Below are 16,001 nucleotides of genomic sequence, written 5' to 3'. Positions count from 1 at the left end.
TATTCACTTTTCACAGTGTTATAACAGTTTGGTCATAATTCTCTGCTTTAAATCTCAAATAAGCATGGCATTATGTAGAACAATCACATCAACAAGAATTATGTTTTGAGTAAATAGCGAATGATGGAAATGAAGCCTAAACATCTACTTTACTTGGCAATTTTTACCGCTTTGGGTCCAATAATGGTCTCTCAAACCCATGCCCAGCTACATCTGGAAATTGCCAAAGCACCTGCAGAAGCCCCGAAAATTGCCATCATTCCGTTTAGTAATGATCAAAGCATTTACCCGATTGTTGAAAATGACCTGAACCGTTCCGGCAAATTCACCAGCTCATCAAAAAACTTGCCGGCAAGTGCAGCAAATAATAGTCCTAATGCCGCTGCCTGGCAGGCCGCCGGTGTACCTTATGTGGTGACTGGTACCAGCAAGCCAACCGCAGATGGTGGCTTTGAAATTCACTATCAGCTGTATGATGTGCAAAAGCAGCAGTATTTATTAAACGAATTACTGACTGTACCGGCTTCACGTACCCGTCAGGCTGCGCACATGATCAGTGACACCATCTATGAAGCACTGACCGGTATTAAAGGCGATTTCAGTGGTCGTATTGCCTATGTCTTGCGGAATCCGGCCACTCCGGAGCAGCGCTATACCCTGCAAATTGCCGACACCGATGGTGAACAGCCAAGAACCATTCTGACTTCACGCGATCCAATCTTGTCGCCGGCCTGGACGCCAGATGCCAAGAAAATTGCCTACGTGTCCTTTGAAACCAAACGCCCTGCGATTTATGTTCAGGATTTATCTACCGGTTCACGTGAAAAACTGGCCAGCTTCCGTGGCTTAAATGGCGCACCAAGCTTCTCTCCAGATGGTTCACGCATGCTGTTTACTGCTTCAATGCACGGCAATCCGGAAATTTACGAGATGGATCTGGGCACGCGTCAACTCAAGCGCATGACCAATGACAGCGCCATTGATACAGAAGCACGCTACGCACCCGATGGTAAATCGTTTATTTTTACTTCAGATCGTGGCGGCTCAGTGCAAATCTATCGCTATGACCTGAACACGGGCAGCAGCAAACGTCTGACCTTCCGCGGCGCATTTAATGCGCGTGGTACTTTAAGTGCCGATGGTAAAAAACTGGCGCTGGTTCATCGTCCAAGTGGCAGCAATTATAAAGTTGCGATTCAGGACATTAATACCGGCATTACCAATATCCTCACCCCAACCAGCCTGGATGAATCTCCAAGCTTCTCACCAAATGGACAGATGGTGGTCTATGCAACCCGTGAAGGTGCGCGTGGCCTGCTGTCCATTATGTCTTTAGATGGTCGTTTCCGTATGAATTTGCCAAGTGAACAAGGTGAAGTGCGTGAACCGGCTTGGGCACCAAAATAAGAGCAACTGAACAACCAAGTTTCATGGAGATGAAAATGAACGCAGTAAAATTATTTGTATTGCCTGTACTGGCCTCAGCGCTGGTGATGACTGGCTGTGCCAACCGTAAGCCTGCAACCGATGTTCAAGCAGGACAAACACCGACCTCTTCAACCACGGTCAATACACAAGGCTTAAGTGATGATGCAGCCTTGAATGCACAAAACCTGGCCGGTGCATCTGCCAAAGGTGTAACTGAAGCCAATAAAGCATTCTTGGCAAAACGTGTGGTGCACTTTGACTATGACAGCAGCGAACTGTCGAATGAAGACCTACAAACCCTACAGGCACATGCACAATTCCTGATGGCCAATGCCAACTCGAAAGTCGCGCTTACAGGTCATACCGATGAACGTGGTACCCGTGAATACAACATGGCCCTTGGTGAGCGTCGTGCCAAAGCGGTTGAAAGCTTCCTGGTCACCACAGGCGTGAATCCGGGTCAATTGGAACCGGTCAGCTATGGTAAAGAAATGCCGGTTAACCCAGGTCATGATGAAAGTGCCTGGAAAGAAAACCGCCGTGTTGAAATCAACTACGAAGCGGTACCTCCTTTACTGCGTTAAGCATCATTGAGCAGAGTTGCTCAATATAAAAAAGCGCTCCATCGGGCGCTTTTTTAATACTCAAACACAAGAGCTGAGCCAAATTCTATTTAAGGTGCATCTGCCTGTGCATCTTCTTCATCTTTGGCGGGTTGCATCGACTCAATCATGTCGTGCTTGTTAAATTTCTTGTACTCTGGTTTTGCTTCATACCCCTTCCAGGCCTCTTTGACCTTGTCGGCGCTAATTTCATCTAAACTAATGCCTTCGCTTGGGGTTGGAGTCGCATCAAACTTTAACGTTGTCATATGTGTGCTCCTATATACTGGTTGATTCTGTTCCTTCACATCAACATAGCACTTTCTAGCAGACTTGCAAGGGCAAAATCACGTCAAATAGTTGAGTTTAATTTTTCTTTTAAGCTGTTCTCATCTAAAATATCGGACAAAGCTTTTTTGATCATGCCCGATCGATTCTTATTCGGAGTTTTCCTATTATGTCTTATCGCACCCTGTCCCAATTTCTACAACAACAAAGCGGAAATTTAACCCCTGAACTTGCACAGGTGATTGAGACCATTGCCAATACCTGCAAAACTATTGATCAGGCTTTACAAAAAGGCGCCTTGGCTGGGGTTCTGGGCAGTGCACAAAATGAGAACGTGCAAGGCGAAGAGCAAAAGAAACTCGATGTCATTTCCAATGATTACCTGATTGATGCTTTACAGAAACATCCTAATGTCGGCGGTTTAGCCTCAGAAGAACTGGATGAATTCACTCCGGCACAGGAAAATGGCCAATATTTAGTGCTGTTCGATCCGCTAGATGGTTCAAGCAACATCGACATCAATATGTGTGTCGGCACCATTTTCTCGATTCTTCCGGCAAAAAATGCCGTCACGCAAGCAGCTGATTTCATGCAGGCCGGTGTTCACCAGGTTGCTGCCGGTTATGTACTGTATGGCCCATCAACCATGATGGCCTTAACCGTCGGTGCAGGTGTAGTGTTCTTTACCTTTGACCCGGAAACTCAGGAATTCCTGCTGACTTCGGAAAATATCCAGGTGGCAGCCGACACCAAAGAATATGCAATTAATGCCTCTAACCAGCGTCATTGGGAAGCACCCGTTCAACGTTATATTGATGAACTGCTAGCAGGTAAAACCGGTCCACGTGAAAAAGACTTCAATATGCGCTGGGTAGCCTGTATGGTGGGTGATATTCACCGTATTCTGTGCCGTAGCGGGATTTTCATGTATCCATATGACCTGAAAGATCCGAAAAAAGCTGGCCGTTTACGTTTAATGTATGAAGCCAACCCGATGAGTATGCTCATGGAACAAGCCGGCGGTGCGTCGACAACAGGTCGTGTACGTATTCTGGAAATTGAACCGACCGATCTGCATCAACGTGTACCAGTGATCATTGGTTCTAAAAACGAAGTTGATCTTGTTACTGGCTACCACGCTTAATTTTTTCTGATAACACCTGTGGGTCTGTGCTCACAGGTGTGGATGTTCTCCATGCCTACCTTATTTCTCGAATCGAAAGATAATCCTAAAATTAAGCACCTACGTGGCTTGATTGAACAAAACAGCTACCGTAAAAAACAAGGTCAGACTGTGCTTGAAGGTTCGCACCTTTGTCTGGCATGGTTAGAACAAAACCGGAAAATTAACGCGATTTTCACCACCGAAAATGCCCTGAAACATCCTGATCTGAACGATATTCTGGACCAGTATCAGGGTACGGTGTTTGTAATTGGCGAGTCTTTATATAAAGATTTAAGTACCTTGGGCACCACCCTTGCCTGTCTGGCTATTGTCGATTTGCCAAGTTCCAGTCAGGCGCTTGACTATCAGGCCGATACCTTAATCTTGGAAAATGTCCAGGACCCTGGCAATGTCGGCACCCTGCTACGCTCGGCTGCTGCAGCCGGCATCCAGCAAATTGTCTGCACCAAAGGCTCCGCCTCGTTATGGTCACCACGGGTATTACGTGCCGGGATGGGTGCGCATTTTTCTTTGCAGACCTTTGAAAATATCCAGCTCGAGGAGATTCTGGAACAGTTTAAAATTCCGGTCTATGTCACCAGCTCACACCGTTCCACCAGCCTGTATGCCAAAGACTTAAGCCAGCCATGCGTATGGATTCTCGGTAATGAAGGTCAAGGTGTATCGGATTACGCACTAGCACATGCCGAAGCCGTTACCATTCCACAACCGGGCGGACAGGAATCTTTAAATGTCGCGATTGCCGGTTCAGTCTGTTTCTTTGAAATGGTACGTCAACGACTCTAATACGTTAATTTATATTAAATAGGCTGGCCCTATTAAAAAAATAGATTACACTAGAAAAATAATAACTTGTAATGTCAACCGAACCATTATTCTTAACGTTAATAGTGCCATGAAGTTAAAAATAATGGTGGGTATCCAATGACAGGATTTTCCATCTCTATGGATTTAGCACCCAAAAAGTCTCAACCTGAAAGTTTGAGTACTCTGAAGAGTACGGCTGAACAACGCCTGAAAACTTTTATGCACGAGGTCACCGGGCGCGCCTTAGTGATGATGGAAAGTGCCACTCAGGGACAGCATGGCATCGCGATGGATCTGGTTCAGGAAGCCTTTATTTCCCTGCACAAATCCTATGCCGATAAAAGCACAGATGAGTGGTATCCGCTGTTCTACACCATTTTAAATAACAAATTACAGGACTGGCGACGTAAAGAAGCCCGTCGTGCACAACCCTTTTCATTTTTCCGCAAAGTCAGCCTGGATGACGATGATGTCGAACAAAATGATCTGGTCGATGAACGTGCACTCAATCCTGCTGAGTTTTTGGACCAAGCCATGACTGCTGAAGAAATTCAGGAGGCAATCGCCAAACTTCCGGTGCGTCAGCAACAAGCGTTTATGCTGCGGGCCTGGGAAGGGTTCGATACTCAGACCACTGCCCAGATTATGAATTGTTCTGAAGGCAGTGTAAAAACCCATTATCATCGTGCTATTCAGGCTTTACGCCAGACCCTGGCACATATGAATCCATATCTGGGAGGATCATCCGAATGAAACAAGATGATTTCTTAAAACAAGTGACTTCCAAACTTGATGGACTCGCCCACCACCACAAAGACAAAGCTGTGGTGATGAATCATGTTCTGGATCAGATTCAGGACCAGCAGACATCACGCTATGGCCTGTGGAAAATGTCCGGTTTTGCACTTGCGGCTGCCATTGCAGGGTTCGTCATTTTACCAAATTCGGTAGAAATGACCGCACAACCGCAAAATCAGGTGGTGGCTACGCCAAAACTTTCACCGCAAATGATGGAAGATCTAGAAATGTTATTGGTGCTGGGTGAGGATAAAGTTCAACATGGCAGCTAAACGTTTAGCATTCGCCTTCTGTGCGCTGGGCTTTTTGCAAACCAGCTTTGCTGGCTTTGAGCGTTTCTGGATTTTCTCCAAAGATGCAGACACAAAAATTGTTGAAAGCTGGGAAACCCTCTCAGATGAAGAACAATTGGCCTTAATCAAACGTTATCAGAATTTAAAAGAACTGCCGTCCGATAAAAGTGCTTCTTTGCAACAGCGTATGGACTGGTTTATTCAGCTACCCGATGCAGAAAAGCAGAAAATGCGTGAAACCTGGCAAAAAATGAGTACCCAGGAACGCAAGGAACTGGGCCAAAGAATGCAGAAGGCCACGCCTGAAGAACGCGTACTGATTCGTGAAGAATATATCAATAAATATATCACGCCGACGGAATACTAAGCGGTTAAGCCAAGCATCAACCCAATGCTGGTCCATAAAAAAGCCTCTTGAAAGAGGCTTTTTTACACTCACTGAATTCATGATTTAGGACTTAAACTGACGGCGTACACGATATACCGCCATGCCCAATAAACCAAATAATCCAGCAAGCCCTAGACTTCCACCACCGCTTCCTTCAGTATTGCTGTTTTTCGCGGTATTGATCAGGCTGATGGTCGCCTCATTAGACAGCTCCTGTTCAGCATCAAATACCGTGTATTTCAGCTCATAATCAAACGGGCTATAGCTGTTACGCACCTGAATCTGCAGGTTTCCGCCATAACAAGTTTCACGCACATAATCCCCTGGACATGGACCACTCCGGTCTGCCGTGACCAGTACACTTGAAGGCACATTGGTTAAACGGATTGGCAATTCAAGTCCATTGCTATCGGTATAAAAGGCCGGTTTATTTTGTCCAGACAGCAGTGTATTGACAGGTCCATCGCCATCATCACTGTCATTTTCCAGCGGATTAACATTAATTTTCAAATCCGAACCATATTCAATGGTGTAGCGGTCGGCTTTGGCAATCGGTTTGATGTTCATGAATTTTGCTTCAAGCAAACCACTCGACTGAACAGTTGGATCCGTCACCGACGTAATGGTATAGGCACAATAGGCAGAATCAATATTCTGGGTCACCTGATCATCGACCCGATAGAACAGAATCCGTTTTACATCGGCATCCCATTCGCATTTCAGGTTTGGATCATGCAGCAGTTTACTGCGGTCAAAGGCCACATCTTCTAAACCACCGCCAATACCATAGACTTCTGTACTGATATTAAAGTGTTCCGGTTTTAGTTCCAGCAATTGTGCCACGCTACCATCGGCATTTGGTTCATCATGCTTGAGGGCCAGTGCAAATGGATCGATATAAATAGTCCGATACTTCTGTTTTTGCTTGGAAAATTTAAGTAAATTTTCATAGTTTTGCAGATCTGCCTGATGTTGGGCCAACAGCTCTTTATTTTTCTCTGGTGCCTGAACCAGCGCTTTTAAACGGTCAATCTCCTGCTGATAGCTGTCAAACAAGGTCACATGCGACACGTTTTTCAGATTGACAATATCTGCTGCGGTCATACGCATGAGTTCAACCGAACCAATTTCACAGCTGTTTTTCTGTTCTGGATCTAAAATCAGGGTGCCATCAGTCACACGCTGTAAACCACGCTGATCTGACACTTCACAGCCAAATCCTTCGACATTGACCAGGTCCGCATCATTGTCCAGATTTTTTGGATAATATAACGGCAGGAATAAGTTATAGGCTGAAGCCGGCTGCATTGGATAGAGCACATCACTTAACTGCTTGCCACTTAAATTCACCGAGCTCATTGAGTTTTCTTCTGTGCTCGCGAGCGTTTCCGGCAGGTCACATACCCCCTGCTCTACACTTTGTGCATTCGGGAAAATTAGCGCATTGCGTGATGAGCTGATATTCGGTTGCCGCTCGGTTAAATTGCCATTATTCAACGCATAACGGCATGATTTTCCGGTATTAAATGCCAGCACATTAAATCTTAATACTTTGATGCCTGAATCATCATAATAGAAGGTGCTGGCGGCCTCATTTTCGACAATGGTATTGTTATTTAAACTGAAGACCGATTGCGTACTGAGGCGGTGCTCCGGGCCATTGGCCAGGTTAAAAATATGCCCCTGCGTTAAGTTCGCTTTATTTTTAGCCACTGTGGTATTGGTTAAAGTCAGACGCGGCTTGCCACAAAAATCAAAGCTACTCAGGCTGTTGCTGTTGCCATTTTGAATGACACTGCTTTGCTGAATGGTGATATTGGCCTGGGTATCTGCCAGATTTGCCGTACAGTCCATCGCCAGCACACTGCCGACACTGGCGCTGTTCCCCTGAATCAGGCTATTCACCACCGTAATTGGCTGTTCCTGATTATGGGCAGCAATATACAGTGCACCACCCCGCGCTGCCTGCGAATCCAGAATTGCGGTATTGGTCAAGGTCAACGGTCCGGCAACCAGTAAAGCCCCGCCCAGCCCATCGCTATAGCCATTTTTAAGGGTCAGATCGTCAAACATGACATTGGCCTGACTGTCGAGCGTATTAACAATACGATGCAACCCCTGGCCGTTAATAATGGTCTGATGTGGTATCAGCGCCGGATAACGGTGGGTGATAGGATCTTTCTTGCTGTAATCAAGCGGTGTCGCCCCCATAATCCGCACATTGGATTGCGGGCGTAATTCAGCATTTAACTTGTATTCACCCGCTTGCAGACGGATATAGTCCACTGCAATATAGTTGGTATTGCCGACACTACAGCCCCCAAATGCTTTGTTCTGTTTGGCCGCCACCAAGGCTTCACGTAGCGAACATTTATCCGGGTTTTCACCATTTTCATCGGCAAATGTGGTGACATAAATAGTACGGTCTTCTGCGGCCATTAATGACATGGCACTGACAATCATGACTCCCAAGAGTGCTTTTTTATAATTTTTCATTCCCTTTCCCTGTTTTTATTTTTTACGGCGCCAAGCTGCCAGTAACATCAACATGAGCACGCCATAGCCAGCCACTGCTCCGCCAGATGTTTTAATTTTGTCACTGTCCATGTGGTTTTCAGGTGCCTGAATCACTTGTACACGAATTTCCACATACGGTTTGGTGGTGTTAAAACGTGTACTGCTGGTCACCAGTTTAATTTTAAAAACATCTGCGCCATGCCAGGCAGAATCCGGGGTATAAATAATCTTGCCCTGCTCATCAATCGTCAGTTGACCCTTGGAACTGGTCTGGGTCTGCTCAATCTGCACACAGCCGGCTTGCCAGGCTTTCCCGGTCGGATTGCTGCTAAACAGGCTATCACAGAACTCGGCTGGTACCAGATCACTATCACCAATTAAATCACTGACCGACATTTCGGCAATTTCACCGGCCAGAATATCCCGACCAATGAGACCTGAGGCATCAGGTACGGTAATTTCAATTGCACCACGGTCACACAAGGTATTATCCGAAGCTCGGTTCACCCCGCGCTGATCTGCCGAGGCACAAGTAACCTGCTCAGTGGTGCCCACTTGTGCATAGCCTTTGTTGACGATTGGAGAATCAGCCAGGGTCTGGTAATTCAGTAAAATACGTGGGCGAATATAGCCCAGGAACTGTTCTTCTTTAACCTGATACGGGCAGAATAATGCGTCCTCATCTTCACTCAGCACCTTACAGGCGCCTTCCAGGATATTCCCGCTAAAAATATGGCTACCCTGCCAGATCTGGTTCGGGTAATTGGCATCGCCCGTTCCACATTCTTCAGAGACCAGATTGTTTTGCAGCACGCTTTGATCGGCTGCCTCTTTGCTACAGTTAGCAGACTGCGCCGTCACAGGATGTGGATTGGCCAGCAGAATACTGTTGGCAATATAGCCTTTTCCTGCCGGGGCTTCTAAACGTACCCCTGCGCTATTGCCCATTAAAGTGACGTTATTGACCCCGATATTGTCTCTCAGGTTCAGCACATAGCCTTCATTGCGGTTAAAGGTCGTACTGCTGATGGTATTGGCAGCGGCCAGCAGCTTGAGATTTTCGACATCTTCTGTAGGTAACTGGGTGTATAGGTTGGCAGATGCCAGATCGCTGGTTTTGTTGTCGCTAAACACCGCTGCATAAATCCGGAAGCTTGGCAGTCGGCTATAGATGGCGCCACCCTCGGTGGCATGGTTGTGCTGGATTAAACTGTTTTTAATTTCAATAAAGGCTGGCGCGATATTCTCTCCCACTTCAGCCAGATTATAGATGGCACCGCCCTGGTTGGCTCGGCCCTGACTCAGCTTGACATAATCCAGCACCAGGTATTCATGGTTCAGAATCAGGCCGCCCTGATTGGGACGGCAACTGTCGCTGCCACAGCCTTGCAGACTGACTTCGCTCAGGTTGACCTGAATACGTTTATCATCACTACTTTCAATATGAAAAATACGTTCATTACCGGCCATTTCGATAATGGCATTGTTCAGGCCTTTGATATTGTTTTCTTTCAGGCCGGTGTCATAGGTGGTTTTAATGCTTAAGGGTTGGGTGATTTTTAACTGCTGATTAAGTTTATAAACGGCGTGTTTTTCTAACAGAATGACATTGGAGGAATTTTCGCCACCGCAGCCATTATGGCCTTCTTCCGGCAACCCCAAATTAATATACTCGACTGCTTCGCGCAGTGAACATTCTTTATCATTGGCTTGAATATCTTCAGTGATGGTGACAACAATATTGCTACTATAAGCATGTCCCGCAATAAACAGCATACCAATGCCGATGCTCCGCTTGAGCATAAGCTTACTCCTTAACCTATTTATTCATTTTTATTTTTAAGTTGCAGCTTCCTTGCAACTAAGACTTATTTTGAGTGTAATTTGTCATAGCTAGAGTAATTACTCAAGTTTTTTTGTATTTTACCGATATTCGTCAATTAATGCGTAGATCTGACGCAAATTCGCACCGCTCAGTTTGATTTTTTCGCCTTTTAGCAGCTGAATCAGTTGTTGCAGGCTTTGTAACAGCATTGAAGTCTGCTGCGGACCATGTAACAGCAAGTAGTCAATAATCTGCTGATCAATCTGAATACCTTTACGTTGCAGCACCGAAGTTACCAAAGCCTGACGGTCGGCAAACAGGCTGCCGGTCGGCACTTTCACACTCACAGCCTGAGTTAAACGGGACTGTAAATCGGGCAATTCCAGTTTCAGTTCAATCGGGGCAAAACGTGATGAAAACACCAATTGCCCGCCCATTTCATTGCTGTAATTGATTAAATGAAATACCGCGCGCTGCCAATGCGGCACGCCGCTAATCGCCTCAATATCATCCAGACAGACCAGATCAAAATGATCTAAAGAGGTAATGGCTTCGGTCGGGGCATCCAGAAGTTCCAGCAAAGAGACTTTAATCGCGGATTTGCCAATTTCCAGATAAGAATCGCAAATCGCCGAAAGCAGATGGCTTTTGCCGGTACCCGCACCGCCATAAACATAAAAACGGTTAACCAGCCCCGCATGCAACTGGCGCACTGCGTCAATTACATGGCCCCAGCCCGGACCAGAAAAATCACTGATTCGGGCATCGAGTTGAGGTTCTATATCAAGCTGCAGTTGACGCATATACAGAATAGGCCTTCGTTAAACATCTTTAGGATCAAGAGGATTCATCTTACTCGATTTTTCAGTCTGTTGCAGTGGCTTTGTCTGATCTTTCTCAAGATCAATATCGACATCCACCTGATCAGTTTCTATGCTGATACTGCCCGTTTGCTGGTCATGATGAATGATAGCCGTCGACTGTCCATACCACTGACTGCGTTCATAGCAATCCCGGGCATGACGCAGCAAGACCACAATTACCGCGGCAACCGGCAAGGCAATTAACATCCCGAGGAAACCGGCCAGTTGCGCACCAGCCAGTACAGCAAATACCACTGCTACCGGTGACAGTCCAATTTTATCGCCCAGTAAAAACGGTTGCAGCACGTAGCCTTCTACCGCCTGACCAATCATAAACACCACCAGCACCAAGAACAGTTGCATCCAGTCGATACCGAACTGCAATAAGGTGGCAATGACCGCAGCAATAATCCCGACCGCAAAACCTAAATATGGGATGATACTGGCCAGACCTGCCACCATCCCGATAATCAGGCCAACGTCCAGACCAATCAGTTGCAGACCGGTGGCATAGACCACACCTAGGAGGATCATCACCAGGAACTGACCTTTGACAAACGCGCCTAATACGTTATGGCATTCATTCACAATATGCAGGGTGCTGCGCTCATACGGACGTGGAATTAAACGGCGCAGACTGTCCAGCATACGGTCCCAGTCGAGCAGAAAATAGAAGGCAATAATTGGAATTAAAACAATGGTCCCGCCAATCTGGATAAAGTTCAGACCGGACTGCGCCACCCGTAAAATCATGGCCTGAATGCTGTCGGCGCTGTAATTGGTCTGCACATAGTCCATGATAATGGTTGACATATGCGTGGTATCAATTTCCATCTCATCGACATTAAAGGTTTCAGAAATCCAAGGCAAAAAGGTGGTATTGATCCAGTTAATTCCGACCGGAATACTGTCGCGGGCAATCATCAGCTGTTTCCAGACCAGCGGAATGATGTACCAGACTGCCACGGTCAGTAGAATCCCGATTCCGACAAAAACGATGCTGATGGATAACCAGCGCGGCACCCCGACCCGATATAAAGTATCAACCAGCGGACTGAACAGATAAGCCACAAGAAAGGCGACAATAAATGGAATAACGACCGGCTTGAGTAAATATAAAATCCAAAAAATTAAAGCTATCCCGGCAAGGATAAAAATGCGACGTAAAGTACGATCTGCCATAGAATCTCGCCTTTTTGCAGTGTAATCGTTATATAAAGTAAAATATTTTAATAAAGATAGCATTTTAGCGCATAAATAACATAAGAGTTTCGTATATTCGGGTTATAATCCCCCGCGCGAATGCGGAGACTTCATTATGAGCAACTCAACTTCTAACCCTACCCCTGGTTTAAGCTATAAAGATGCTGGTGTCGACATCGAAGCCGGTGACGCGTTAGTCGATCGAATTAAATCTGTTGCGAAACGCACCACTCGTCCTGAAGTGATGGGCGGATTAGGCGGCTTTGGCGCACTTTGTAAAATTCCTAAAGGTTATGAAGAACCTGTTCTCGTATCAGGCACAGACGGTGTTGGTACAAAATTACGTTTAGCCCTTAATTTAAACCGTCATGACACCATTGGTCAGGATTTGGTGGCCATGTGTGTGAACGACCTGCTGGTTTGTGGCGCAGAACCACTGTTCTTCCTCGACTACTATGCAACGGGTCACTTAAACGTTGATGTTGCAGCCAATGTAGTTACCGGGATCGGTCAAGGTTGTGAGCTTGCGGGCTGTGCACTGGTTGGCGGTGAAACTGCTGAAATGCCTGGCATGTATGAAGGCGAAGATTATGACCTTGCAGGTTTCTGCGTAGGCGTGGTTGAGCAAAGCAAAATTATTGATGGCTCTAAAGTCAAAGCGGGTGATGTTCTGATTGGTGTTGCGTCTTCAGGTGCACACTCAAACGGCTATTCTCTGCTTCGTAAAATTCTGGACGTGAAAAACGTTGACCTGACTCAAATCGTAGATGGCCGTCCGCTGGCAGATGCAGCGATGGAGCCAACCCGTATTTATGTCAAACCTATTCTTGAATTACTTAAATCTGTTGATGTTCACGCAATGGCGCACATCACCGGTGGCGGTTTACCTGGTAACTTACCACGCGTTCTGCCAAATGGTGCGCAAGCGGTAATTAACGAATCCTCTTGGGAATGGCCAGAACTGTTCAAACTGCTGCAAAAAGAAGGCGGTGTTGAACAATTCGAAATGTACCGTACCTTTAACTGTGGCGTTGGTATGGTATTGGCAGTGGATGCAGCGGATGCTGACAAAACTGTTGAATTGCTGAACCAGTTGGGCGAAAAAGCCTGGGCAATGGGTCACATTGTTGACAATGCAGAATCTGTTGAAGGTGCTGACGAAAAAATCCGTGTGATTTTTGCGTAATTGTCTATGTTGAAAATTGCTGTACTTGTTTCAGGCAGTGGATCGAACTTACAGGCCCTGATTGATGCCCGTCTTTCGGGACAAATTGTCGGGGTCATTTCCAACAAACCTGGAGCCTATGCGCTGGAACGTGCCCAAAAAGCCGGTATTGCCACTGCGGTAATTGAACACAAGCAATACCCAGACCGTGAAAGTTTTGATGATGTGATGCATCAACAGCTTTTAGACTGGGAGGTTGATCTGGTGGTGCTGGCAGGCTTTATGCGCATTTTAAGCGCCAAGTTTGTTAAAGCCTGGGAAGGGAAAATGCTGAACATTCACCCTTCTCTGCTGCCGCATTACAAAGGCATGCATACTCATCAACGGGTGTTAAACACGGGTGATGTCTATCATGGCTGTACGGTACATTATGTGACTGCCGAGCTGGATGCCGGTCAGGCGCTGGCCCAAGGGGTACTTACTGTATCGCATCAGGACAGCGTGGAAAGCTTGGCCAATCGTGTGCATGTGCTGGAACATCTGATTTATCCGCAAGTGGTGGAATGGATTTGTAGTGGTACGCTGCAGCACACACCAAACGCGGTGCTGTATCGTGGTCAGGTGTTAGCGCAACCGCTACAGTTCTGTCAGCGCTAAAATAAAAAGTAATATCTATAAAAAAACGCATCCTCGGATGCGTTTTTTTATGACCTGATTTTTCCCAAAAGTAATCTTAAGGTGCCTGATCCTTTAATAAGGATTTAATCATCTGTGCCACTTGCTCAGGCTGTTCCAGTGGGAACATATGACCGCCCGGCGCAACATGAAAAGGAATCCCGAATTTCTTCTCAATTTGCTGCGGAAACTTGCGGGCCAGAAACGGACCTTTCTCGGCCACTACCAATTGTGCCGGCACCTTCAGCTTGGCCTGTGGCAACCACCATAAAGATGGATTGGTACGGAAAATCTGTACTTCATCCATTTTAGGAATGGTAAGCGTCACTCCACCACGTACAAGATCTTCTGTCAGTGCATGGTCGATATAAGCCTGAAAACAGTCCGGATCAAAATCTTGATAAAAGCCTTTGGGTCTGAGCAGCTCGGCAGCCTGCTGACGTGACTCCCAATGATCACGGCGGCGTTTAGACAATCCCGCCGGTGACATTTTATCGAGGGCTTTCAGCTTCAACAGTTTCGCTACATGCATCACTAAGGCTTCTTTACCCATGATCATTGGCGGATCCAGCATGATCAGCTGGGAAAACAGTTCCGGGCGTTGCTGCGCGGCCTGAAAGCTCAGCACCGAACCAAGTGAATGACCCAGTGCAATCACCTTGCGGCCTTGTGCCTGCCGCACAATACTGTCAATCACCTGCTGGGTCAGACTGTTCCAGTGATTATCGATTGGATAACGTTTATCTGGCCCGAGCAAAGGCACATCAATCACGTCATAATCATCTTGCAGATGCTGAAATAGTTTTTGATAGACCCGTGACGGTACGCCATTGGCGTGAGCAAAATGGATTAATGGTTTCATTGTAATTTGGTACTTTGTTCAGATTGAATCTGCTGCGATACAGCGCTGGCCATCCCCTGACCTACCGCAGTGCCCATACGACCCAGCATCGAATCTAGCGGATTATATTCAATGGTATAGTTGACGGTTTTGTCGACTTTTAATTCACGTTTTAACGTATTCATACTGCCCAGACGGTCAATAATCCCCAGTTTCAATGCCTGATCGCCGGTCCAGAATAAGCCGGAAAACAAGGTTGGATCATTGGCTTTTAACTTGTTGCCACGGCCCTGTTTGACTGCAGTAATGAAATGCGCATGCACATTATCCAGCACACCCTGAACATGGGCTTTTTGTGCCGGATCCACCGGTTGTGTCATCGACAGCAGCGCCTTATTTTCACCGGAGGTCATGGTGCGATCTTCAACACCCAGCTTTTGCATTAAGCCACTAACGCCATAATTCGGCATAATCACCCCAATCGAGCCAACCAGACTGGATGGATTGGCAATAATTTCATCGGCAGCTGAAGCAATATAATAAGCGCCTGAAGCGCCGGTATCGCCAATCACCGCATACAGTTTTTTATCCTGATGCTGCTGTTTTAAATACTGGATTTCCTGCCAGATTTCATCGGACTGAACCGGTGATCCGCCCGGTGAATTAATATTTAGCACCACCGCCTTACTGCCGCTTGCTTCATAGGCTTTACGCAGTGATTTAATGGTATTTTCACTATTGACGCTCTGTTTATCCGCTGCGATGGTGCCCACAATATCGACCACGGCAATATGCGAACTGCTGGTCACGGCCGTAGCAGAATTATTGCTACAGCTTTTACCCATAATCACCAGCAGAATAAAAATATAGGCAAAGGTCAGGAACTTAAAGAAAATTCCCCAGCGTCTGGCGCGGCGCTGTTCTTCAACAGAGGCTAAAACCGCTTTTTCCAGTAACTTCCATTCGTTTCCTGTCGGTTGTTGTGCTGTGGGTGGATGGCTATTCTTGATTTCATTTTCTGGTTTAGGCGGCCAATCGGACATAAAAACAATCCAAAACTCGAGTTAATTTTCCTCCATTATATACGCCGAAAAACTGATTGCTGTCTAAATTGAATGTTTT

The 16,001-nt window shown here is 46.4% G+C and carries 16 protein-coding genes; 9 read left to right on the top strand and 7 right to left on the bottom strand.

The features are described 5' to 3' along the window. The first annotated feature begins 123 nt into the window (after nucleotides 1-123). Nucleotides 124-1,407, top strand: coding sequence for a Tol-Pal system beta propeller repeat protein TolB (gene tolB / locus FTU67_RS01095; RefSeq protein ID WP_373366853.1), 1,284 nt, complete (start codon nucleotides 124-126; stop codon nucleotides 1,405-1,407). Between the two features lie 35 nt (nucleotides 1,408-1,442). Next, nucleotides 1,443-2,012 (top strand): peptidoglycan-associated lipoprotein Pal, encoded by a 570-nt coding sequence (gene pal, locus FTU67_RS01090; protein WP_005176597.1) that lies wholly within the window; start codon nucleotides 1,443-1,445, stop codon nucleotides 2,010-2,012. An 89-nt stretch (nucleotides 2,013-2,101) separates the two neighbouring features. Here pal and FTU67_RS01085 read toward each other — a convergent pair whose 3' ends face one another. Beyond that, nucleotides 2,102-2,299, bottom strand: a complete 198-nt coding sequence (locus FTU67_RS01085; protein WP_005176594.1) for an NF038105 family protein — start codon at nucleotides 2,297-2,299, stop codon at nucleotides 2,102-2,104. A 188-nt stretch (nucleotides 2,300-2,487) separates the two neighbouring features. Between FTU67_RS01085 and FTU67_RS01080 the strand changes: the two genes are divergently transcribed. The 5 genes from FTU67_RS01080 to FTU67_RS01060 all read left to right on the top strand — a co-directional run bounded on the left by FTU67_RS01080 (nucleotide 2,488) and on the right by FTU67_RS01060 (nucleotide 5,769). Further along, on the top strand, nucleotides 2,488-3,462 hold the full coding sequence (locus FTU67_RS01080; RefSeq protein WP_075167770.1) for a class 1 fructose-bisphosphatase: 975 nt from the start codon (nucleotides 2,488-2,490) through the stop codon (nucleotides 3,460-3,462). Between the two features lie 51 nt (nucleotides 3,463-3,513). Next, the gene (locus FTU67_RS01075) at nucleotides 3,514-4,290 is read left to right on the top strand and encodes an RNA methyltransferase (protein WP_168369657.1); all 777 of its coding nucleotides are present in this window, start codon (nucleotides 3,514-3,516) and stop codon (nucleotides 4,288-4,290) included. 159 nt (nucleotides 4,291-4,449) lie between these two features. Further along, nucleotides 4,450-5,064, top strand: coding sequence for an RNA polymerase sigma factor (locus tag FTU67_RS01070; protein ID WP_005176588.1), 615 nt, complete (start codon nucleotides 4,450-4,452; stop codon nucleotides 5,062-5,064). After that, the gene (locus tag FTU67_RS01065; RefSeq protein ID WP_016660007.1) at nucleotides 5,061-5,381 is read left to right on the top strand and encodes a hypothetical protein; all 321 of its coding nucleotides are present in this window, start codon (nucleotides 5,061-5,063) and stop codon (nucleotides 5,379-5,381) included. Before FTU67_RS01070 ends, FTU67_RS01065 begins: the two co-directional genes overlap by 4 nt. Beyond that, entirely contained in the window at nucleotides 5,371-5,769 is a 399-nt protein-coding gene (locus FTU67_RS01060; RefSeq protein WP_005176585.1) for a DUF3106 domain-containing protein, read from the top strand. Before FTU67_RS01065 ends, FTU67_RS01060 begins: the two co-directional genes overlap by 11 nt. An 84-nt stretch (nucleotides 5,770-5,853) precedes the next feature. Here the strand turns inward: FTU67_RS01060 and FTU67_RS01055 are convergent, their stop codons facing one another. The 4 genes from FTU67_RS01055 to cxpE all read right to left on the bottom strand — a co-directional run bounded on the left by FTU67_RS01055 (nucleotide 5,854) and on the right by cxpE (nucleotide 12,177). Continuing rightward, nucleotides 5,854-8,286: a CSLREA domain-containing protein gene (locus FTU67_RS01055; RefSeq protein WP_160243425.1), complete on the bottom strand. Its 2,433-nt coding sequence runs from the start codon at nucleotides 8,284-8,286 to the stop codon at nucleotides 5,854-5,856. 15 nt (nucleotides 8,287-8,301) lie between these two features. Then, nucleotides 8,302-10,110 carry a rhombotarget A gene (gene rbtA, locus FTU67_RS01050; protein WP_168406943.1) on the bottom strand — a complete coding sequence of 603 codons (1,809 nt, stop codon included), beginning with the start codon at nucleotides 10,108-10,110 and terminating at the stop codon, nucleotides 8,302-8,304. 120 nt (nucleotides 10,111-10,230) lie between these two features. After that, nucleotides 10,231-10,935 (bottom strand): DnaA regulatory inactivator Hda, encoded by a 705-nt coding sequence (gene hda, locus FTU67_RS01045; protein ID WP_180006700.1) that lies wholly within the window; start codon nucleotides 10,933-10,935, stop codon nucleotides 10,231-10,233. A gap of 18 nt (nucleotides 10,936-10,953) precedes the next feature. Continuing rightward, a complete protein-coding gene (cxpE, locus tag FTU67_RS01040) occupies nucleotides 10,954-12,177 on the bottom strand; it encodes a chloramphenicol efflux transporter CxpE (protein WP_005176578.1) in 1,224 nt (407 codons plus the stop codon). Between the two features lie 136 nt (nucleotides 12,178-12,313). Between cxpE and purM the strand changes: the two genes are divergently transcribed. Together purM and purN are read left to right on the top strand one after the other, a co-directional pair. After that, complete coding sequence (gene purM / locus FTU67_RS01035; RefSeq protein WP_005176576.1) at nucleotides 12,314-13,384, top strand: phosphoribosylformylglycinamidine cyclo-ligase; 1,071 nt, start codon at nucleotides 12,314-12,316, stop codon at nucleotides 13,382-13,384. A 6-nt stretch (nucleotides 13,385-13,390) separates the two neighbouring features. Next, nucleotides 13,391-14,020 carry a phosphoribosylglycinamide formyltransferase gene (purN, locus tag FTU67_RS01030; RefSeq protein ID WP_016660003.1) on the top strand — a complete coding sequence of 210 codons (630 nt, stop codon included), beginning with the start codon at nucleotides 13,391-13,393 and terminating at the stop codon, nucleotides 14,018-14,020. 76 nt (nucleotides 14,021-14,096) lie between these two features. Here the strand turns inward: purN and FTU67_RS01025 are convergent, their stop codons facing one another. Both FTU67_RS01025 and sppA read right to left on the bottom strand, forming a co-directional pair. After that, entirely contained in the window at nucleotides 14,097-14,900 is an 804-nt protein-coding gene (locus FTU67_RS01025) for an alpha/beta fold hydrolase (RefSeq protein ID WP_160243427.1), read from the bottom strand. Next, entirely contained in the window at nucleotides 14,897-15,922 is a 1,026-nt protein-coding gene (gene sppA / locus FTU67_RS01020; RefSeq protein WP_016660002.1) for a signal peptide peptidase SppA, read from the bottom strand. The genes FTU67_RS01025 and sppA overlap by 4 nt, the downstream gene beginning before the upstream one ends. Nucleotides 15,923-16,001: the final 79 nt, after the last annotated feature.

Origin of the sequence: Acinetobacter sp. YH12132 (genome assembly GCF_013418645.1) — a bacterium.
GTDB lineage: Bacteria > Pseudomonadota > Gammaproteobacteria > Pseudomonadales > Moraxellaceae > Acinetobacter > Acinetobacter indicus.
Note: the sequence above shows the minus strand (reverse complement) of the source record. Positions and strands in the feature narration are given on the sequence as shown.